The following is a 21,663-nucleotide window of genomic DNA, read 5'->3' on the forward strand; positions in this document are numbered from 1 at the left end:
GCACATCTGGACAACGACTGACAGGCAGGTGCTTGGATCCTCATGAAGACACTCTCCACGCGTAGAGCACGCGCGGTGATCGTGGCCCTGGCGGCCGGTTCACTCGCGCTCACCGGATGCAGCAGCGGCGGCGGCACGGGCAAGGACAAGTCGCAGACCGACCAGGACGCGGCGGCCCAGTCGAAGGTGGTGCCGCTGGGCACCGCCGCCCAGTCCCAGGGCCCCGCCGCCCCCGTCGCGGGCGCGACGCCCGGCGGCACCATCACCGTCTACCAGCGGGACAGCTTCAACCACCTGGATCCCGCCCAGATGTACGTCAGCGACATGCGCCAGCTGGCCAAGCTGATCTTCCGCGGTCTGACCACGTACAAGCAGGACGACAAGGGCCACCAGACGCTCGTCGGCGACCTCGCCACCGACGCCGGAAAGATGTCCGACGGCGGCAAGACCTGGACGTACACCCTCAAGGACGGCATCACGTTCGAGGACGGTCAGCCGATCACCTCGAAGGACATCCGGCACACCATCGAGCGCACCTACGCCCCGTTCATCACCGAGGGCCCGACCTACGTCCAGCAGTGGCTGTCGGGTGCGGGCTCGGCCTACCGCAAGGCGCTGCCGGACGGTCCGTACAAGGGCGACCACCTGCCCAAGTCCGTCCTGGACACCCCGGACGACAAGACCATCGTCTTCCACTTCGACAAGCCGCAGACCCAGCTGCCCTACGCGCTGGCCCAGGCGGGCTACAGCGCCGTTCCGGACAGCGCCAAGGACACCAAGGACAGCTACGACGTCAAGCCGGTCTGCGCCGGCCCGTACAAGATCGCGTCGTTCAAGGCCGGCAAGTCCATGGAACTGGTGCGCAACCCCAAGTGGAACCCGAAGACCGACCCGGTGCGCCAGCAGTACCCGGACGGCTACAGCATCAGCTTCAACCACCAGTACTCCGACTACACCAAGCGGCTGATGGCCGACCAGGGTGTGGACAAGACCGCGATCGGCTTCTCCAACCTCGTCGAGCCCTCGCTGACCAGGCAGGTACTGACCGACGGCAGCGCCAGCAAGCGCACGGTGCAGGGCTACGCGGTCTACGTCTGGCAGATGAACATGAACATGGACCGCATCAAGGACAAGCGGATCCGTGACGCCATCACCTACGCCATGCCGAACGCCCAGATCGTGCGGATCAACGGCGGCAGCTACGGCGGTGAGAACGCCGGCGGTCTGTTCTCCCCGACCGTCGCCGGCTACGAGAAGGGCTACGACCCCTACGGCAAGCTGAAGAAGCCCAACGGCGACCCGGAGAAGGCCAAGCAGCTCCTGAAGGAAGCCGGCAAGGAGGGCATGAAGCTCGTCTACGCCTACGCCAACACCGAGATCCGGCAGCAGGAAGCCGTCGCGATCGCCGACGCGCTGGGCAAGGCCGGCTTCAACGTGCAGAAGAAGGAGGTCGACGCGGCCTCCTGGTACCAGCAGATGAGCAAGGTCGACAACGGCTACGACATCTACATGACCGGCTGGGGCCAGGACTGGGCGGACGCCTCCACGGTGATCCCGCCGTCGTACGACGGACGCACCATCTCGGACGGCGCGTCCAACTACTCGCACGTCCGTGACAAGCACATCAGCGACGAGATCGACAAGATCCAGCAGATGACGGACGCGAAGAAGCAGACCGAGGAGTGGCAGAAGCTGCACCACTACATCGTGGAGAAGGTCGACCCGGCCAGCCCGATCTACTTCACCAAGGTGCTGCAGCTGTACGGCTCGAAGATCGGTGGCATCCGCTACAACATCGAGGCCGGCTACCTCGACGTGAACACCCTGTTCGTCAAGAAGTAAGCGAAGCGACCACCGCACGGAGGCACACCGGAGCGCGCGCACGGCGGGGCGCGCGTCTCCGGGGCCTCCCGCCACCCTTCACCCCACTGCAGCCGCCGTCCTGAGAGCAGCGAACTGTCATGCTTCCCTTTCTCCTTCGCCGGACGTTCGGCGCGATTGTCACCCTCGTCCTGCTGAGCGCCTTCACGTTCTTCGTCTTCTTCTCCGTGGGTGACCCCGCGACGCTGGCCTGCGGCAAGAACTGCACCGCCGACAACATCGCGCTGATCCACCAGAACCTGGGTCTCGACCAGCCCGTGCCGGTCCAGTACTGGCACTTCCTCGTCGGCATCTTCGCCGGCCGCGACTTCAGTCTCGGCCACTGCAGCGCCCCCTGCTTCGGCTACTCCTTCGCCACCAAGCAGGACGTCTGGTCGACGATGATCGACCGGCTGCCCACCACGGCGTCGCTGGCCGTCGGCGGCGCCGTCGCCTTCCTGGTGATCGGCCTCGGCACCGGCCTGCTGGCCGCCTGGAAGCGCGGCTCGCTGCTGGACAAGACCGTCACCGGCGCGTCGATGATCCTCAGCTCGGTGCAGATCTACATCCTCGGGCCGATCGTGCTGGGCATCTTCGTCTACAGCGGGATCATGGCCGCGCCCAAGTACGTGAACCTGACCAGCGATCCGGCCGGCTGGTTCATGGGCCTGCTGATCCCGTGGCTGGTCATGTCGACGATCTTCACCGCGCAGTACACCCGTATGGCGCGCTCGACGATGATCGAGCAGCTCCAGGAAGAGCACGTCCGCACGGCCAAGGCGAAGGGGATGCCGGCGCGTTACGTCTTCATGCGGTACGCCTGGCGCGGTTCGCTGATCCCGATCGTCACCATCCTCGGCATCGATCTGAGTTCGCTGTTCGGTGGCGCGATGATCACCGAGTACGCGTTCTCGCTGGCGGGTATCGGGCGGCTGGCGATCGACTCCGTCAAGACCCTCGACCTGCCCATGGTCATGGGCGTGCTCCTCTTCAGCGCCGCCCTGATCCTGGTGTTCAACATCATCGTGGATGCGGCGTACGCGTTCATCGACCCGCGCGTGCGCCTGTCCTAGGAGAGCTAGACGTGACCACACCCACCAAGACCGAGGAGACGCCGGTCCCGAACGGATCCGGTGCCGATTCCTTCCTCTCCGTCCGCGACCTGCATGTCCGCTTCTCCACCGAGGACGGCATCGTCAAGGCGGTCGACGGCCTCTCCTTCGACCTGGAGCGCGGCAAGACGCTGGGCATCGTCGGCGAGTCGGGCTCCGGCAAGTCCGTCACCAACCTCGCCGTGCTGGGGCTGCACAACCCCAAGTCCACGGAGATCACCGGTGAGATCCACCTGGACGGCCAGGAGCTGACCGGCGCCAGGGAGAAGACCCTGGAGAAGCTCCGGGGCAACAAGATGGCGATGATCTTCCAGGACGCGCTGACCGCCCTGTCGCCGTACTACACCGTCGGCCGGCAGATCGCCGAGCCGTTCATGAAGCACACCGGGGCCAACAAGCGCGAGGGCCGGCAGCGGGCGATCGAGATGCTGACCAAGGTCGGCATCCCGCAGCCCAACCTGCGGGTGGACGACTACCCGCACCAGTTCTCCGGCGGTATGCGGCAGCGCGCCATGATCGCCATGGCGCTGGTCTGCAACCCGCAGCTGCTGATCGCCGACGAGCCGACCACCGCCCTGGACGTCACCGTCCAGGCGCAGATCCTGGACCTCCTCAAGGACCTCCAGCAGGAGTTCGGCTCCGCGATCATCCTGATCACCCACGACCTGGGCGTGGTCGCCAACACCGCCGACGACCTGCTGGTGATGTACGCCGGCCGGGCGGTGGAGCGCGGTTCGGTGCGGGAGATCCTCACCGAGCCCCGGCACCCGTACACCTGGGGTCTGCTCAGCTCCATGCCGCGGCTCTCCTCGGACGTCAACGAGGAGCTGCACCCGATCCCGGGCTCCCCGCCGAGCCTGCTCAACCCGCCGTCGGGCTGCCCCTTCAACCCACGGTGCGCGTTCACCGCGGAGGTCGACGACGGCCGCTGCACCGGCGAGCGCCCGCCGCTGGCGCCGGGCCGGGCGGCCGCCTGCCACCTGAGCGCCGAGCAGAAGCAGACCTTCTTCACCGAGCAGATCAAGCCCCGGCTGGGCTAGGGAGCTACCACCATGGCCAAGAACGACACCCTCCCCGCGCCCGACGCCGCCGCGTCGTCCCGGGGCGAGGCCCTGCTCACCGCCGAGGGGCTCACCAAGCACTTCCCGATCTACGGCGGCTTCCCGATCAAGCGGAAGGTCGGGGCCGTCCAGGCGGTCGACGGGGTGGACCTGACCGTCCACGCCGGCGAGAGCTTCGGTCTGGTCGGCGAGTCCGGCTGCGGCAAGTCGACCACCGGGCGGCTGCTGACCCGGCTGATGGAGCCCACCGCCGGCAAGGTCACCTACGCGGGCCAGGACATCACGCACGCCAACCGCAAGCAGCTGGCGCCGATCCGCTCCGAGATCCAGATGATCTTCCAGGACCCGTACGCCTCGCTGAACCCGCGGCAGACGGTCGGCACCATCATCGGCGGGCCGATGGAGATCAACGGGATCAACCCGCCCGGCGGCCGGGAGAAGAAGATCCGGGAGCTGCTGGAGACCGTCGGCCTCAACCCCGAGCACTACAACCGCTTCCCGCACGAGTTCTCCGGCGGCCAGCGGCAGCGCATCGGCGTGGCCCGCGCGCTCGCCCTGAACCCGAAGCTGATCGTCGCGGACGAGCCGGTCTCCGCACTGGACGTCTCCATCCAGGCGCAGGTGGTCAACCTCCTCCAGGACCTCCAGCGCGAACTGGGCATCGCGTTCGTCTTCATCGCCCACGACCTGGCGGTCGTCCGGCACTTCAGCGAGCGGGTCGCGGTGATGTACCTCGGCAAGATCGTCGAGGTGGGCACCCGCGACGAGATCTACCACCGGCCCCGCCACCCGTACACCCACGCCCTGCTGTCGGCCGTGCCCGAGCCGAAGCTGGCCGAGGAGGGCGAGGAGGAGCGCGAGCGGATCCGGCTCGCCGGCGACGTCCCCTCCCCCGTCAACCCGCCGTCCGGCTGCCGGTTCCGCACCCGCTGCTGGAAGGCGCAGGACAAGTGCGCGACGGAGGAGCCGCCGCTGGTCCAGATCTCCGGGAACGCGGGGGGGCACCTGACCGCCTGCCACTTCCCCGAGGAGCCGACGACCGCGGCCCGCGGCGAGGACATCGTGCTCGACCCCGCGCTGGCGGCGATCGAGGAGGCCGCCGGCAACGAGGACGGCGCGGCGGAGAGCTGACCGCCGCTCCCGTAGGACGACGCCGGAGCCCGCTTCCCCTCGGGGAGGCGGGCTCCGGCGCGTCCCGGTCAGTCCGCTACTCGCTCGGCACCACGTGCCGTTCCTCCGCGAAGTGGCAGGCGGAGGCGTGGCGTTCGGGGCCCTGGGCGTGCTCGAAGGCGGCCGGGACCGCCAGGGGTGGTTCGACGCGGGCGCACAGCTCCTGGGCCTTCCAGCAGCGGGTGCGGAAGTGGCAGCCGGACGGCGGGTTCGCCGGGGAGGGGACGTCGCCGCTCAGCAGGATGCGCTCCCGATGGGCGCGGGCCTCGGGGTCGGGCACCGGGACGGCGGAGAGCAGTGCCTGGGTGTACGGGTGGGTGGGGTGGTCGTAGATCTCCTCGCCGGTGCCGGTCTCGGCGATCTTGCCGAGGTACATCACCGCGACCCGGTCGGAGAGGTGGCGGACGACGGACAGGTCGTGGGCGATGAAGACGTAGGAGAGCCCGAAGTCGTCCTGGAGACGGGCCAGGAGGTTGACGACCTGGGCCTGGACGGAGACGTCGAGGGCGGAGACCGGTTCGTCGGCGACGATGATCTCCGGGCGGAGGGCCAGGCCGCGGGCGATGCCGATGCGCTGCCGCTGGCCGCCGGAGAACTGGTGCGGATAGCGGTTGATGAACTCGGGGTTGAGACCGACGACGTCCAGCAACTCCCTGACCCGGCGCCGCCGGTCGCCCTTGGGTGCCACCTCGGGGTGGATCTCGAAGGGCTCGCCGATGATGTCGCCGACCGTCATCCGGGGGTTGAGCGAGGTGTACGGGTCCTGGAACACCATCTGGATGTTGCGGCGGACGGCCTTCATCGCGCGCCCGGACAGGCGGGTGATGTCCTCGCCGCGGTAACGGATCTGACCGGACGTCGGCCGCTCCAGCCCGACCAGCATCCGGGCGACGGTGGACTTGCCGCAGCCGGACTCCCCCACGATGCCGAGGGTCTCGCCCTGTCCGAGGGCGAAGGAGACCCCGTCGACGGCCTTGACCGCGCCCACCTGCTTCTTGATCAGCACGCCCCGGGTGAGCGGGAAGTGCTTGACGAGGTCGCGGACTTCGAGGAGCGGTTCACGAGAGTCATGGGAATCACGGGAGTCACGGGGCTCAACGAGCTCCATCGGACGCCTCCTTCCCGCCCTCGATCGCCTCTCTCCAGAAGTGGCAGGCGCTGGCCCGGTCCGGTCCGGCGTCGTAGAGGGGCGGGCGGTCGGTGCGGCAGATGTCGCGGGCCAGCGGGCAGCGGGGGTGGAAGGCGCAGCCGGGCGGGATGGCGGTGAGGCTCGGCGGCAGGCCCTTGATCGCGTGCAGCTCGCGGCCCTTGTGCCCGAGGCGGGGGACGGACTCCAGCAGGCCGCGGGTGTACGGGTGGGCGGGCGCCTTGTAGAGCTGGTGGACGGGGGCGGTCTCGACGACCCGGCCCGCGTACATCACGGCGATGGTGTCGGCGACGTCGGCGACCACGCCGAGGTCGTGGGTGATCAGGATCAGGCCCATCCGGTACTCCCGGCGCAACTCCGCGAGCAGGTCCATGACCTGGGCCTGGACGGTGACGTCGAGGGCGGTGGTGGGCTCGTCCGCGATGATCAGGTCGGGCTCCAGGGCGAGCGCCATGGCGATCATGATGCGCTGGCGCATACCGCCGGAGAACTGGTGCGGGTAGTCCCCCACCCGCACCCGGGCCGCCGGGATGCCGACCCGTTCCATCAGCTCGACGGCCCTGCCCCGGGCCTCCTTGCGGGACGCGCCGGTGTGCACCTGGAACATCTCGCCGAGCTGGGCGCCGACGCTGAGCACCGGGTTCAGTGCGGAGAGCGCGTCCTGGAAGATCATCGCCATCTTTGCGCCGCGGATCCTGCGGCGCTCCTCCTTGCCCAGGGTGAGCAGATCGCGCCCCTGGAAGAGGATCCGGCCGCCGGTGACGAAGCCCGGCGGGGAGTCGAGGATGCCCATCACGGCCTGTGCGGTGACGGACTTGCCGGAGCCGGACTCGCCGAGCACCGCCAGGGTCTCGCCGGCCGTCACGGTGTAGCTGACGCCGTTGACGGCCCTGGCCACCCCGTCCCGGGTGCGGAACTCCACCTTCAGGTCCTGGACGTCGAGCAGGGGCTCCGCCGTGGGCGCGCCGCCGTTGGTCATCTGCCGCCTCCTCAGCGCAGTTTGGGGTCGAGGGCGTCGCGCACCGCGTCGCCGAGCATGATGAACGCCAGCACCGTGACGCTCAGCGCGCCCGCGGGCCACAGCAGCATGTGGGGGGCGTTGCGGATGTGGGTGGAGGCGGCGGAGATGTCGATGCCCCAGGAGACGGTGGGCGGCTTCAGGCCCGCGCCGAGGTAGGACAGGGTGGCCTCCAGGGCGATGTAGGTGCCCAGGGCGATGGTGGCGACGACGATGACGGGGGCGACGGCGTTGGGCGCGATGTGCCGCAGCAGCATCCGCCCGTTGCCGGCGCCCAGTGCCCGGGCAGCCTGGACGTAGTCGTTCTGCTTGGCGGTGACGACCGAGCCGCGGGCGATCCGGGCGATCTGCGGCCAGCCGAGCAGCACGATGAAGCCGACCACCGGCCAGACGGTGGTGCTGGTGACCACGGACAGGAAGACCAGCCCGCCGAGCAGTACCGGGATGCCGAAGAAGATGTCGGCGAGCCGGGAGAGCAGGGTGTCCCACCAGCGGCCGAAGAACCCGGCCAGGCCGCCGAGCAGGCTGCCCAGGACGGCGGCGCCGGCGGTGGCGCAGGTGCCGACGGTGATGGAGGCGCGGGCGCCGTGAACGACCCGGGTGTAGACGTCCCGGCCCTGGGTGTCGTAGCCGAAGGGGTGGCCGGGTGCGGGGCCGTGCTGGGCCTTGCCGAGGTCGGCGCGGTAGGGGTTGCCGGGGGCGATCAGCTGCGGCCAGACGGCGATGACCAGCAGGAAGACGATGACCAGCGCGCAGACCACGAAGACCGGGTTGCGGCGCAGGTCGTGCCAGGCGTCGCTCCACAGGCTGCGGGGCCGGCCGACGGGTGCGCCGCCCGGTGGCGGGGGCGCGGCGGCGGGGGCGCGTTCGAGGGACTCGGCCTCGCCGATGGCGAGCGCGGCGGTGCCGCCGTCGCCGTGGCCGATGGCCTCTTTGGGGGCGTGGGGCTCAGTCATAGCGGATCCTCGGGTCGAGGACGGCGTAGAGCAGGTCGACGAGCAGGTTGGCGATCAGGAAGACCAGCACCAGGATCGTCACAAAGCCGACCACAGTGGGCGAGTTCTGCCGGAGGATGCCCTGGTAGAGCTGGTAGCCGACGCCGTGGATGTTGAAGATGCGCTCGGTGACGATGGCGCCGCCCATCAGCGCGCCGATGTCGGTGCCGATGAAAGTGACGACCGGGATCAGGGAGTTGCGCAGCAGGTGGCGGGTGATGACCCGGTGCCGGGGCAGGCCCTTGGCGACGGCGGTACGGACGTAGTCGGCGCGGGCGTTCTCCGCGATCGAGGTGCGGGTCAGCCGGGTGACGTAGGCGAGCGAGACCAGCGCCAACACCAGTCCGGGCAGCAGGAAGTGGCCCAGTGGCGCGCCGGCGGCGACGGTCGGGGCGGCCCATTCCCATTTCACGCCGAAGACGTACTGGAGCAGATAGCCGCTGACGAAGGTCGGGACGGACACCACGACGAGGGTGAGGACCAGCACGGTGGTGTCGATACCGCGGCCGCGCCGCAGCCCGCTGAAGACGCCGAGGGCGATCCCCGCGATCATCTCCATGACGATGGCGACGAGGGTCAGCCGCAGCGTGGCCGAGAAGGCCGACGCCATCAGCTCGGTGACCGGCCGGCCGTTGAACGCGGTGCCGAAATTCCCCTGGAAGATCTGGCCCATGTAGTGCGGATACTGCTTCCACAGCGGCTGGTCGAGATAGAGGTCGTGGCGAATCCGGGCCGCGGTGACGGGGTCCGGTGCCCGGTCGCCGAACAACGCGGCGACCGGATCGCCGAGCGCATAGACCATGAGGAAGATGAGAAAGGTGCTGCCGACGAAGACCGGGACCATCTGGAGCAGCCGCCGGATCACATAACGCCCCATGAGCGGTCCTCACTCTCCCGGACGACGAGCGGCGCGCGCCACGGTCAGACGACCTTGATCTCGTTGTAGACCGGCACGCCGAACGAATTGAGCGACACGTTGGTGAGCCGTTCCGCATATCCTCCGCTGCCGTTCTGGTACCACAGCGGAACGGCCGGCATCTGCTGCGCGAGGACCTTCTCCGCGTCCTGGAATTTCGCCACCGCGCGGCCGGTGTCGGGCGCCGCGTTCGCCTCGTTCACCAGCCGGTCGAAGTCCCGGTCGCTGAACTTCCCGTCATTCGACGAGGCGTTGGTGTAGTACAGCGGCTGGAGGAAGTTCTGGATCAGCGGATAGTCCATCTGCCAGCCGGCCCGGAACGGCCCGGTCATCTTCCGCGCACTGAGTCTGTTCCGGAAATCCGCGAACGTCCCGACCGGGTCGCCGACGCACGCCCGGTCGTTTCCCAGCGTGCTGTTGATGCTGTTGCAGACGGCGTCGACCCAGTCCTTGTGCGACCCGGTGTCCGCGTTGTAGGTGATCGTCATCCGCCCGCCGGGGATTCCGCCGCCCTCCTTGATGAGCCGCCGCGCCTTCACGGGGTCGTATACGCAGACGTCGCCGCACAGCCCGGCCCGGTAGCCGCCCTTGTCCCCCAGCACCGGTGACGTCCAATCGGTGGCCGGGGTACGGGTGTTGAGAAAGATCTCCTTGGTGATCTGTTTCCGGTCGATCGCCATCGAGATCCCGCGCCGCACCTTCTCCATTCCTTTCCGACCCCATTTCGGGTCGTACATGGGAAAGGCGAGGGTCTGGATGATTCCGGCCGGCTGGTTGAGGTAGCGGTCCCCGAGGTCGGCCTTGACGTTCTTGAGCTGCGCGGCCGGCACATCGTCCACCAGGTCCAGATTCCCGGACAGCAGATCGGTGTACGCGGTGTCGGCGTCCGTGTAGACCTGGAGGTCGATTCCGCTGTTCCGGGCCGGATCCGGTCCCGGGTACTGCTTCCATTTCCGCATCTTCAGCACCGCGCCCTTGGTGTACGACTCCACCACATACGGCCCGTTGCCGATCGGCCTTTTCAGCCAGCCGTCATGGTCCCGGAAGAACGCCTGGGGCAGCGGCATGAACGCCGCGTAGCCGAGCGTCTCCGGCCAGCTGGAGAACTTCTGGTTCAGGGCGACGGTGAATGTCCGGTCGTCGGTGACCTTCAGCCCGGAAAGCGTCTTCGCGGTCGGCGCGCCACTGCTGGGATGTACCCGCGCGAACCCGTCGATGTACTGGAAGAAGGCGGCGTTCTTCTGCCCGTTGTCGATCAGCGCCCCGTAATTCCACGCGTCCACAAAGGACTTGGCGGTGACCGGCTCCCCGTTGCTGAAGGTCCACCCGCTTTTCAGCCGCACGGTGTAGTGCTGGGCGTCCGTGCTCGTGATCCGCTCCGCGAGGACGTTCTCCGCGGCCCCGGTCCTCGGGTCGTACCGCTTGAGCCCGCGCAGCAGCATGTCGAGGACCTTGCCGCCCTGCACCTCGTTGGTGTTGGCCGGCTCCAGCGGGTTCTGCGGGTCCCCCCAGGAGGCGCTGACCACCCCGGGGCCGCCCCGCCCGGCTCCGCCCCCGCCACAGCCGGTGGCCGCGACGAGCACGGCCCCGGCACAGACGGCACACGTCCACCCGGCCCGTCTCCCGGCCGCCCGCCTCCCCCTCGCCCGTCCCCCGGCCACCCGTTCCCCGACGGCCCACGTCGCGCGTACGGCTCCGCGCATGGTGCCTCCTCAGGTCCGGACCGGCGGTCACACGTGGCCACGTCGCCGAGGGCCACATGTGCCCATATCAGAGCCCGGACCCGGGCGCGCCGCACGCCGGCGACGGCCCCACTGCTCCGAAAGATCACAGCGCCCCTCGGATGCGGGAGCGGGGAACCGGCCCGGGGGACGGCCGGGTGGCGGAGTGGAGGAACGGGCGCCGCCGGGCCGCACCCGCCGCGGCCACGCGAAAGCCCCGGCCACCGCCCCTCGCGGGGCAGGCGGCCAGGGCTCCCGGTGAAGCCGGCGCGGCGTCAGCCGTGCTTGGCGCGGGACGCGGTGCGGCCGCGCTCCTTCTGGTCCAGGACGACCTTGCGGATGCGCACGGCCTCCGGGGTGACCTCGACGCACTCGTCGTCGCGGCAGAACTCCAGCGACTGCTCCAGCGAGAGCTTGCGCGGCGGCACGATCGCCTCGAAGGAGTCGGCCGAGGAGGAGCGCATGTTGGTGAGCTTCTTCTCCTTGGTGATGTTCACGTCCATGTCGTCGGAGCGCGAGTTCTCGCCGACGATCATGCCCTCGTACACCTCGGTGCCGGGGTCGGTGAACAGCACACCGCGCTCCTGGAGGTTGGTCATCGCGAAGGCGGTGACCGCGCCCGCGCGGTCGGCGACCAGCGAGCCGTTGTTACGGGTCGTCAGGGTGCCGAACCACGGCTCGTGGCCCTCGTGGATGGAGTGCGCGATACCGGTGCCGCGGGTGTTGGTCAGGAACTCCGTGCGGAAGCCGATCAGACCACGGGAGGGGACGACGAACTCCATGCGGACCCAGCCCGAGCCGTGGTTGGACATGTTGTCCATCCGGCCCTTGCGGACGCCCATGAGCTGGGTGACGGCGCCCATGTGCTCCTCGGGCACGTCGATGGTCATGCGCTCGACGGGCTCGTAGGTCTTGCCGTCGACCTCCTTGGTGACGACCTGCGGCTTGCCGATCGTCATCTCGAAGCCCTCGCGGCGCATCTGCTCGACCAGGATGGCCAGCGCCAGCTCACCGCGGCCCTGCACCTCCCAGGCGTCGGGGCGCTCGGTCTCCAGGACGCGCAGCGAGACGTTACCGATCAGCTCGCGGTCCAGGCGGTCCTTGACCTGGCGGGCGGTGACCTTGCGGTCCTTGACCGCGGCCTTGGCGGCCGCGCCCTTGCCCGTACCGCCCTTGCCGACCAGCGGCGAGGTGTTCGTACCGATGGTCATGGAGATCGCCGGCTCGTCGACCGTGATCAGCGGCAGCGCGACCGGGTTCTCCGGGTCGGCCAGGGTCTCGCCGATCATGATGTCGGGGATACCGGCGACCGCGCAGATGTCGCCCGGGCCGGCCTTCTCGGCGGGCTTGCGGGTGAGCGCCTCGGTCATCATCAGCTCGGTGATGCGGACGTTGGAGATGCTGCCGTCACGCTTGATCCACGCGACGGTCTGGCCCTTGCGCAGCTCGCCCTGCTCGACGCGGAGCAGCGCGATCCGGCCGAGGAAGTTGTCGGCGTCGAGGTTGGTGACGTGCGCCTGGAGCGGCGCCTCCTCGTCGTACGTCGGGGCCGGGACGTGCTCCAGGATGGTGGAGAAGAACGGCTCCAGGTTGGTGCTGTCCGCCGGGACGGTGCCGTCCTCCGGCTTGGTCAGCGAGGCGACGCCGTCACGGCCGCAGGCGTAGACGATCGGGAACTCGATCTGGTCCTCGTCGGCGTCCAGGTCGAGGAAGAGGTCGTAGGTCTCGTTGACGACCTCGTCGATCCGGGAGTCCGGGCGGTCGGTCTTGTTGATGCACAGGATGACCGGCATCCGGGCCTGGAGGGCCTTGCGGAGCACGAAGCGGGTCTGCGGGAGCGGGCCCTCGGAGGCGTCGACCAGCAGCACGACGGCGTCCACCATCGACAGACCGCGCTCGACCTCGCCACCGAAGTCGGCGTGGCCGGGGGTGTCGATGATGTTGATCGTGATGGGCTCCCCGCCGTCCTTGGGGTGATACTTCACCGCCGTGTTCTTGGCGAGGATCGTGATGCCCTTCTCACGCTCCAGATCGTTCGAGTCCATCATGCGGTCGTCGAGGGACTCTGCGGCGTGGGCCGCGAAGGCGCCCGCCTGCTTGAGCATGGCGTCGACGATGGTCGTCTTGCCGTGGTCGACGTGGGCGACGATGGCGACGTTGCGGATGTCGTGGCGCGTGGCCATAGTGCGGCGCTTCTCCCGGAATCGTGGATGGCATCGCGTACGGTCCGGTACGCGCGCCCTGCCGGGCATCACGACGCCACGGCCTCACCCCATGGTACGGGGCCGTGGCGGCAACGGCCGCCCCAGCCCGTACGCACCCACTCTGACCTGCGGTTTCTTCTCGAACTTGGGCTTTGGTGGGACCCCTACTTCGCGTAACCGATGTCCTGGAAGCGGGGAGTGGCGAAGCCGAACGCGCCGATGTTGGCGAGCGACTTCCGGGTGGCCACCAGCTCCGGCCGCTGGTACAGCGGAATCGATCCGGCGGCGGCCCAGATCCGGGCGTCGGCCTGCTCGACGAGGGTCCGCGCGGCGTCCGGGTCCAGTTCGGAGGCGGCCTGGTCGAAGAGCTGGTCGATGTGGTCGGTGCCGACCCGGGCGTAGTTCTGCTCGACGGTCAGCGAGCCGTCCGGGGCCGGCTGCGGCTTGGCGAAGATCGGCCGGGCGTCGGTCGCCGGGTAGGCGGTGCCGGGCCACGAGTACAGCGCCAGGTCGAAGTCGCCGGCGGCGATGTGGTCCCGGAAGTAGCTCGCGTCCGGCACCCGCTGGACGGTGGTCCGCACCCCGATCTTGTTGAGCATGCCGGTGATCCGCCGGCCGACGGCGCGCAGCTGCTCGGAACCGGGCCCGTCGGGCAGGACGAAGCGCAGCGCCAGCGGCCGGCCGTCCTTCCGCAGCACCGTGGCGCCGTCGGGTGCCCGGTGGGGGGCGCGGCCGGCCGCGGCGGCCGGGGACTGCCCGGTGTCGGCCTGCCGGGCCTGGAAGGCGCCGAGGCCGTTCCGCAGGGCGGCGGCGTGGCCGGCGGCGGCGCCCGGCAGGTGCGGGGCCTGCCCGGTCTCGATCATCTCGGCGGCGCCCAGCGCCTGCGCGGCCCGCTTCTTGTACCGCCGGTACTTCCCGTACGCCGTGGACCCGGTGTTCCCGGCGGCGGCCGCCTTCGCGGTGGCGGCCGCGGCCTTGTAGAACGCCGCGCTCTGCCGCAGCAGGGCGGCCTGCTGGACTTCGGAACCGACCGCCCCGGCGGAGGAGAGCGGGGCCTCGGCGGCGGCCGGACGGGCGCCGTCGCGGTCGCCGGGCCGCTGCGGGTCGCGGCCGTCGGGCTCGGCCGCCTTCGGGTCGTCCGCGGCCCTGTCGTCGGCCCGGTCCGGTGTGACCGCGCGCCCCGCGCCGGCCTGCTCCTCACCCGCGGGACGGTCGCCCGCCGGCCGGTCGGCCGCCCCGGGAGCCGGCTTCCAGCCGGCGTCCGAGAGCAGCCGCTTGGCCGCCCCCGCGTCCGTGTCGCCGAGCGCGTCGCTGTGGTCCTCGTAGCCGTGCTGGCCGGCCATCAGCAGGTGGTTGCCGAGCGGCCGGGCCGGCAGGTCCAGCGGTTTGAGGACGCTGTCGGCGAGTGCCTGGCGGTCGATGGCGCGGGCCACCGCGCGGCGCACCCGCTGGTCGGCGAGCGGGCCGGCGCTGCCGTTGAGGGCGAGCTGGGTGTAGGCGGATTCGAGGGCCTTGCGGAGGACGAAGCCGCGCAGCGCGGACGCCCGGGCGGCGGCGCCCTTGGCGTCCGCGCCGCCGGCGGTGGCCGGCGCGGCGGCCCGGGTCAGCTGCCGGGCGGTGGCCTGGTCGACCGCGGCGACGTCGACCGTCCCGGCGGCCAGCGCCTTGGCCCGCTTGTCCCGGGGCAGCGCGGTCAGTACCAGCTTGTCGGCCTTGGCCCGCTCGCCCCACCACCGGGGATTGCGGACGAGAGTGACGGTGCCGCGGTCGGCGTCCCGCTTCCCGACGAGGAACGGGCCCGCGCCGACCGGGAGTTTGCGCCGCACCGCGTCGTTGAAGGCGTTGGCGTCGCCCATCACGCTCTTCGGGTAGAGCGGGGTGAAGAGCGCCTGCCAGTCGGCGTACGGGCGGGCGAAGGTGACCTTGACCTCCTGCGGAGTGGCGCCGGCCTCGACCTTGCCGATCCGGTCGTAGCCGGCGTTGCGGGCCGTCCAGTAGGCGTTGTCCTTGCCGCGCAGCGCCTGCCACTGGGCGACGAAGTCCGCGGCGGTGATCGGCCGCCCGTCGCTCCAACGCGCCTTGGGGTTGAGCCGGTAGGTGACGACCTGCCGTGGCTCGCGGGCGCTGATGTCCGCGGCGGCGAGGTAGTCGGCGTCGCGCTGCGGCCGGCCGGCGGCGTCGACGGTGAACAGGCTGGGCAGGACGGCGCCGGCGACCCGGGTGGTGGCCGCGTCGGCGTCGCTCTGGAAGGCGTTGAAGGTGCTCGGCAGCGCGTCGATCGCCCAGCGCACCGTGCCGCCGTCCCTGACCGATCCGCGCGGGGCCGGCGCGATGTCCTGGGTCTGCGCGACGGAGGGCGCGGCGCTGTCGCCCTGGCCGCAGCCGGCCAGCACGGGAAGCGGGAGCAGCGCCCCCACCGCGACGAGCGCGACACCGCGGCGCCTGCGGGCCACCGGGCCGTCTGGGCTGACGTGGTCGGTCATGACTGTTCCCTCCGGGCTCGCCCGCGCCGCGCCGAGCCGCAGCGACACGTTCGGCCGACTTTGCGGCTCATCACATCTATGGGCTCCCACTGAAAGTGACCGCCCGGGCGGGGCCCGCCCGACACGTCGGCGGCCCCGTCAAGGCCACCCGCCCGGCCCAATCCCGGCTCGTCCGGCTGACGGAGGCGGTGGCGGAAGCGGTGGCGTACGGCCGCGCCGCGCCGGCGGTCCCCGGACAGGCCCGTTCCGCAACGGAGTTCGGCGCCGCGCGAGGTCCTGCCACCACACTCCCGTCGCCCTCCCGTCGTTCTCCCCGGAGGCGTGCCGCGCGGCGTCGGGTGCGTGCGCGGCGTGAGGTTGACGGCCGAGCCCAGATATGGCGGGCTCACCACGCACCGGTTCGAGTCGTACTCGCGCCTGCCCCCTTCCCAAGCCCTACTGTGACGCGCGACACTCTCGGGCGCATGAGATCGCCCGGCACACTCGGCACACTCGCGAAGTGAGGGCATGTGATGTCCGTACAGGACGACTTGACGGCGGTTGAACGCAGCCTGGATGCCCTGGTTCAGGCCGTCGGGAAGCTGGAGACGCGGATCGGCGGCGGGCTGGACGTCCGCCGGGTCCGCAGCGACACGGACCATCTGCGGGAGAGCCTGGCGCTGCTCAAGCAGGGCCTGGCGGGCGGCGCGCCACCGGGCCGGCCGGGCCGGGCCGAGGACGAGATGGTGCCGATCCCGGACACCCCCTACAACGCCGCGCTGTGGACGGACGCCGAGGACGAGGGCCTGGGCGCCAAGGACCGGCACGCGCCCTGAGGACGGAGACCGACGTTGGCCACTGGCATCGAACCAGCCCCGCACAAGGGCGCGACCGGCGTGCACGACGCCTCACGCGCCGCCATCCAGGCCCGCCATCTGCGCACCGACCGCTGGTGGCTGGCACCGGCCGGCACCGCCGCCGGGCTGCTCGCGTTCGTCGTGTACTCGACCTGGCGGGCGTTCGCGAACGCCGACTACTACCACGCCCCCTATGTCTCGCCGTTCTACTCGCCCTGTCTGGCGGAGAACTGCCACACCATGCGCGGCGGGCCCAACTGGGCGCTCTTCGGGAGCTGGTGGGGCCTGTCCCCCGCCCTGCTGATCCTGATCTTCCCGCTGGGCTTCCGGCTGACCTGCTACTACTACCGCAAGGCGTACTACCGCGGCTTCTGGGCCTCGCCGCCGGCCTGTGCGGTCGCCGAGCCGCACGCCAAGTACACCGGCGAGACCCGCTTCCCGCTGATCCTCCAGAACATCCACCGCTACTTCTTCTACTTCGCGGTGCTGGTCGCCGGCGTCCTCACCTACGACACCGCGCTGACCTTCCGCGACGACCACTACCGCTGGGGCCACATGGGCCTGGGCTCCCTGGTCTTCCTCGCCAACATCGTGCTGATCTGGGCGTACACCCTCTCCTGCCACTCCTGCCGGCACATCGTCGGCGGCCGGCTGCGGCACTTCTCCAAGCACCCGGTGCGGTACCGGCTGTGGGGCTGGGTCGGCAGGCTCAACGAGCGCCACATGCTGCTCGCCTGGGCCTCGCTGATCAGCGTGGCGCTGGCGGACTTCTATGTGTTCCTGCTGGCCAGCGGCGCGTTCGAGGATCCGCGCTTCTTCTGACGAACGACATCCGGGACATCCGGGGGAATCCGCGGAACCCGACGAGAACCGAGGGAAGGTGTGCCCCTGATGGCGCATGTGGACCGGCAGACCTGGGACGTGGTCGTGGTGGGCGCGGGCGGCGCCGGGCTGCGCGCCGCCATCGAGGCCCGCGAGGCGGGCATGCGGACGGCGGTGATCTGCAAGTCCCTGTTCGGCAAGGCCCATACGGTGATGGCCGAGGGCGGCATCGCGGCCAGCATGGGCAACGCCAACGAGCACGACAACTGGCAGGTCCACTTCCGCGACACCATGCGCGGCGGGAAGTTCCTCAACCACTGGCGGATGGCCGAACTGCACGCCCGCGAGGCCCCGGACCGGGTCTGGGAGCTGGAGACCTGGGGCGCCCTTTTCGACCGTACGCCGGACGGCCGGATCTCCCAGCGCAACTTCGGCGGCCACGAGTATCCGCGGCTGGCGCACGTCGGCGACCGCACCGGCCTGGAGCTGATCCGCACCCTCCAGCAGAAGATCGTCTCCCTCCAGCAGGAGGACCAGCGGGTCTCCGGCTCCTACGAGGAGGGGCTGAAGGTCTTCCAGGAGTGCACCGTCACCCGCGTGTTGAAGGCGGACGGCAAGGTCGCCGGCGTCTTCTGCTACGACCGGGAGTCGGGCCGCTTCTTCGTGCTGGAGGCGCCGGCCGTGGTGCTGGCCACCGGCGGCATCGGCAAGTCCTTCAAGGTCACCTCGAACTCCTGGGAGTACACCGGCGACGGGCACGCGCTGGCGCTGCTGGCCGGCGCGCCGCTGATCAACATGGAGTTCGTGCAGTTCCATCCCACCGGCATGGTCTGGCCGCCGTCCGTCAAGGGCATCCTCGTCACCGAGTCCGTCCGCGGCGACGGCGGGGTGCTGCGCAACAGCGACGGCAAGCGCTTCATGTTCGACTACATCCCGGACGTCTTCAAGGAGAAGTACGCCGAGAGCGAGGCCGAGGGCGACCGCTGGTACGACGACCCCGAGCACAACCGCCGGCCGCCCGAACTGCTGCCCCGCGACGAGGTGGCGAGGGCCATCAACGCCGAGGTCAAGGCGGGCCGCGGCTCGCCGCACGGCGGTGTCTTCCTGGACGTCTCCACGCGCATGCCCCCCGAGGTGATCAAGCGCCGACTGCCGTCCATGCACCACCAGTTCAAGGAGCTGGCGGACGTGGACATCACCGCCGAGCCGATGGAGGTCGGCCCGACCTGCCACTACGTGATGGGCGGCGTGGAGGTCGACCCGGACACCGCGGCAGCCACCGGGGTGCCGGGCCTGTTCGCCGCCGGCGAGGTGGCCGGCGGCATGCACGGCTCCAACCGGCTGGGCGGCAACTCCCTCTCCGACCTGCTGGTCTTCGGCCGCCGCGCGGGGCTGTACGCGGCCGAGTACGTCGGCGGGCTGCGCGCCCGGCCGGCCCCGGAACCGCGCGAGATCGACGCCGCCGAGGCGGAGGCGCTGCGCCCGTTCAGCGCCGAGGACGGCGGCGGCCGGGCGGAGAACCCGTACACCCTGCACCAGGAGCTCCAGCAGTCCATGAACGACCTGGTGGGCATCATCCGCCGGGCGGACGAGATGGCCGAGGCGCTGGAGCGGTTGGTGAAGCTGCGGGCGCGGGCGCGGCGGGCCGGTGTGGAGGGCCACCGGCAGTACAACCCGGGCTGGCACCTCTCCCTCGACCTGCGGAACATGCTGCTGGTCAGCGAGTGTGTGGCGCGGGCGGCCCTGGAGCGCACCGAGAGCCGGGGCGGGCACACCCGGGACGACCATCCGGAGATGGACCGGCACTGGCGCAACGTCAACCTGGTCTGCGAACTGGCCGACTACCGGGCGGAGCAGGGCGAGGCGGACCCGGTGCTGGGCCAGATCCGGCTCTCCCGCCGCGAGACCCCGCCGATCCGCCGCGATCTCCTCGAACTCTTCGACAAGGACGAGCTGGTGAAGTATCTGACGGACGAGGAGCTGAGCCGGTGAGCGAGCAGACTTCGAGCGAGCAGACGGAGCAGCGGTCCGGCGCCTACCAGGCGCACTTCCGGGTGTGGCGGGGCGACGCGGACGGCGGCGCGCTGGAGGACTTCCGGGTGGAGGTGAACGAGGGCGAGGTGGTGCTCGACATCATCCACCGCCTCCAGGCCACCCAGGCCCCGGACCTGGCCGTCCGCTGGAACTGCAAGGCCGGCAAGTGCGGTTCGTGCAGCGCGGAGATCAACGGGCGGCCGCGGCTGATGTGCATGACCCGGATGTCGGTCTTCGACCGCTCCGAGACCGTCACCCTCACCCCGATGCGGACCTTCCCGGTCCAGCGCGACCTGGTCACCGACGTCTCCTTCAACTACACCAAGGCGCGGGAGATTCCGTCGTTCGTCCCGCCCGCGGACCTGGGTCCCGGCGAGTACCGGATGCAGCAGGAGGACGTGAACCGCTCGCAGGAGTTCCGCAAGTGCATCGAGTGCTTCCTGTGCCAGAACACCTGCCATGTGGTCCGGGACCACGAGGAGAACAAGCGGGTCTTCGCCGGCCCGCGGTTCCTGATGCGGATCGCCGAGCTGGACATGCACCCGCTGGACGCCGCGCCGGCCGCCGGGCTGGACCGCAAGCGCACCGCGCAGGACGACCACGGGCTCGGCTACTGCAACATCACCAAGTGCTGCACGGAGGTCTGCCCCGAAAACATCAAGATCACCGACAACGCCCTGATCCCGCTCAAGGAGCGCGCCGCGGACCGCAAGTACGACCCACTGGTGTGGCTCGGCAACAAGATCCGACGACGGAACGAATGACCCGCCGAGCGCTCAAGTACCGGTAACTGCCTACGCTTTGATGGTGCATCGCTTGCCGCTCACCTGACCGAAAACCTTCTTCCGACGCATTCGAACAGCCGCGGTATAAGAGCGGAATGAATCTTCCGAAACTGAGCCGGCGGCGCGTGCTGGCCGGCCTGGGCACCGTTCCGCTGGCCGCCGCGGCCGGCTTCCCCGAACGCGGCCGGGACCGCCCCGCCGAGACCCCGGGCGAGCGCCGCACCACGCTGCTGCGCGGCGCCGACCTGGTCCTCACCATGGACCCCCGGGTGGGCCAGGGCCCGCTCGGGCAGCTGGCGGACGGCGTGGACGTGCTGCTGCGGGACGGCACGGTCGCCGCCGTCGGCCGCGGCCTGGCCGCCCCGGACGGCGCCCGCGTCCTGGACGCCCGCGGCAGGATCGTCCTGCCGGGCTTCGTCGACCTGCACAACCACCTGTGGCAGTCCAGCATCCGCGGCGGCTGCGCGGACGAGGACCTCTACGGCTGGATGCACGACTGCAACCGCGTCACGCTCCCCAGAATCGACCCCCAGGACATGTACCGCTTCGTCCACCTGGCCGCGCTCGACGCCCTCCAGGCGGGCGTCACCACCGTCGTCGACTGGGTCCACCCCATCCCCTACGACACCAGCGAGCGCTACATCGCGGCGCTGGACGCCGCCGGCCTGCGCTTCGTCTACGCCGCCACGCAGCGCGCCGCCGACGCCCACCTCGTCCCCCGCATCAAGAAGGACTTCCTGGACCCGCTGCCGCTGGCCTCCGTCCAGGTCGCGGCGCCCGCCGGTATGTCACAGCTCGCCAGTCTGCGCACACTCCACGAACTCGCCCGGGACCTGGGCGTGATGCTCAACTCCCACGTCCTGGAGAGCCGCCGCGACCGCGCGGACGACCCGATCCGCTCGCTGCGCGAGATCGGCGCGTTCGGCCCGGACCTGCTGATGAACCACGCGGTCCACCTCACCGACGAGGAGGTCGCGCTGACCGGCGAGCACGACGTGCGGATCGCGCACTGCCCGCTGAGCAACATGCGGCTGGCGTCCGGCATCTGCCCGCTGCCGGCGTTCCACCGGCACGGCGTCCGGGCCGGGCTCGGCCACGACGGCGGCACCAACGACACCTCGGACATGTTCAACGTCATGAAGGCCGCGGTCGGCCTCCAGCGGGCCCGTCACGAGGACGCCGGGATCCACCCGACCATCCCGGCGGTGCTGCGGATGGCGACCCTGGGCGGCGCGGAGGCCATCGGCATGGCCGACCGGGTCGGCTCCCTCACGCCGGGCAAACGCGCCGACGTCGTCGTCCTCGACCCCGGCACCCTCAACTTCGCCCCGCGCTTCGACTGGACCAGCCAGATCGTCCTCAACGGCCAACCGCCGAACGTCACCGAGGTCTTCGTCGACGGCCATCTGCGCAAGGCACACGGCGAGCTTGTGCACGTCGACACCAAACGCGTCGTACACGAAGCGGAGTTGGCGGCCCGCCATGTCCGGGAGGCTTGA

General features: G+C 70.4%; 16 protein-coding genes. 9 read left to right on the forward strand and 7 right to left on the reverse strand.

Annotated features, from left to right (window positions below):
- Positions 1-42 precede the first annotated feature (42 nt).
- From ACRAS8_RS12490 to ACRAS8_RS12505, 4 genes are all read left to right on the forward strand, one after another.
- The gene (locus tag ACRAS8_RS12490) at positions 43-1,842 is read left to right on the forward strand and encodes an ABC transporter substrate-binding protein (RefSeq protein ID WP_438485999.1); all 1,800 of its coding nucleotides are present in this window, start codon (positions 43-45) and stop codon (positions 1,840-1,842) included.
- Between the two features lie 119 nt (positions 1,843-1,961).
- Complete coding sequence (locus ACRAS8_RS12495) at positions 1,962-2,933, forward strand: ABC transporter permease (RefSeq protein WP_438486000.1); 972 nt, start codon at positions 1,962-1,964, stop codon at positions 2,931-2,933.
- A gap of 11 nt (positions 2,934-2,944) precedes the next feature.
- Positions 2,945-4,012, forward strand: coding sequence for an ABC transporter ATP-binding protein (locus tag ACRAS8_RS12500; RefSeq protein WP_438486001.1), 1,068 nt, complete (start codon positions 2,945-2,947; stop codon positions 4,010-4,012).
- A gap of 12 nt (positions 4,013-4,024) precedes the next feature.
- On the forward strand, positions 4,025-5,164 hold the full coding sequence (locus ACRAS8_RS12505; protein WP_438486002.1) for an ABC transporter ATP-binding protein: 1,140 nt from the start codon (positions 4,025-4,027) through the stop codon (positions 5,162-5,164).
- Between the two features lie 76 nt (positions 5,165-5,240).
- Here the strand turns inward: ACRAS8_RS12505 and ACRAS8_RS12510 are convergent, their stop codons facing one another.
- From ACRAS8_RS12510 to ACRAS8_RS12540, 7 genes are all read right to left on the reverse strand, one after another.
- Positions 5,241-6,311: an ABC transporter ATP-binding protein gene (locus tag ACRAS8_RS12510; RefSeq protein WP_438486003.1), complete on the reverse strand. Its 1,071-nt coding sequence runs from the start codon at positions 6,309-6,311 to the stop codon at positions 5,241-5,243.
- Positions 6,298-7,329, reverse strand: coding sequence for an ABC transporter ATP-binding protein (locus ACRAS8_RS12515; RefSeq protein ID WP_438486004.1), 1,032 nt, complete (start codon positions 7,327-7,329; stop codon positions 6,298-6,300). Before ACRAS8_RS12515 ends, ACRAS8_RS12510 begins: the two co-directional genes overlap by 14 nt.
- A gap of 11 nt (positions 7,330-7,340) precedes the next feature.
- Positions 7,341-8,324 carry an ABC transporter permease gene (locus tag ACRAS8_RS12520; protein WP_438486005.1) on the reverse strand — a complete coding sequence of 328 codons (984 nt, stop codon included), beginning with the start codon at positions 8,322-8,324 and terminating at the stop codon, positions 7,341-7,343.
- A complete protein-coding gene (locus ACRAS8_RS12525; protein WP_438486006.1) occupies positions 8,317-9,240 on the reverse strand; it encodes an ABC transporter permease in 924 nt (307 codons plus the stop codon). Before ACRAS8_RS12525 ends, ACRAS8_RS12520 begins: the two co-directional genes overlap by 8 nt.
- Before the next feature lie 44 nt (positions 9,241-9,284).
- Positions 9,285-10,982, reverse strand: coding sequence for a peptide ABC transporter substrate-binding protein (locus ACRAS8_RS12530; RefSeq protein ID WP_438486007.1), 1,698 nt, complete (start codon positions 10,980-10,982; stop codon positions 9,285-9,287).
- A gap of 293 nt (positions 10,983-11,275) precedes the next feature.
- Complete coding sequence (gene typA, locus ACRAS8_RS12535) at positions 11,276-13,183, reverse strand: translational GTPase TypA (RefSeq protein WP_438486008.1); 1,908 nt, start codon at positions 13,181-13,183, stop codon at positions 11,276-11,278.
- Between the two features lie 185 nt (positions 13,184-13,368).
- The gene (locus ACRAS8_RS12540) at positions 13,369-15,687 is read right to left on the reverse strand and encodes an ABC transporter family substrate-binding protein (protein ID WP_438486009.1); all 2,319 of its coding nucleotides are present in this window, start codon (positions 15,685-15,687) and stop codon (positions 13,369-13,371) included.
- 512 nt (positions 15,688-16,199) lie between these two features.
- Between ACRAS8_RS12540 and ACRAS8_RS12545 the strand changes: the two genes are divergently transcribed.
- The 5 genes from ACRAS8_RS12545 to ACRAS8_RS12565 all read left to right on the forward strand — a co-directional run bounded on the left by ACRAS8_RS12545 (position 16,200) and on the right by ACRAS8_RS12565 (position 21,663).
- Entirely contained in the window at positions 16,200-16,502 is a 303-nt protein-coding gene (locus tag ACRAS8_RS12545) for a hypothetical protein (protein WP_438486010.1), read from the forward strand.
- Between the two features lie 15 nt (positions 16,503-16,517).
- Complete coding sequence (locus ACRAS8_RS12550; protein ID WP_438486011.1) at positions 16,518-17,345, forward strand: hypothetical protein; 828 nt, start codon at positions 16,518-16,520, stop codon at positions 17,343-17,345.
- A gap of 69 nt (positions 17,346-17,414) precedes the next feature.
- Positions 17,415-19,337 (forward strand): fumarate reductase/succinate dehydrogenase flavoprotein subunit, encoded by a 1,923-nt coding sequence (locus ACRAS8_RS12555; protein ID WP_438486012.1) that lies wholly within the window; start codon positions 17,415-17,417, stop codon positions 19,335-19,337.
- On the forward strand, positions 19,334-20,143 hold the full coding sequence (locus ACRAS8_RS12560; protein WP_438486013.1) for a succinate dehydrogenase/fumarate reductase iron-sulfur subunit: 810 nt from the start codon (positions 19,334-19,336) through the stop codon (positions 20,141-20,143). The genes ACRAS8_RS12555 and ACRAS8_RS12560 overlap by 4 nt, the downstream gene beginning before the upstream one ends.
- A gap of 116 nt (positions 20,144-20,259) precedes the next feature.
- Positions 20,260-21,663, forward strand: a complete 1,404-nt coding sequence (locus ACRAS8_RS12565; protein ID WP_438486014.1) for an amidohydrolase family protein — start codon at positions 20,260-20,262, stop codon at positions 21,661-21,663.

Origin of the sequence: Streptomyces sp. S186, from assembly GCF_051603415.1 — a bacterium.
Lineage (GTDB): Bacteria > Actinomycetota > Actinomycetes > Streptomycetales > Streptomycetaceae > Streptomyces.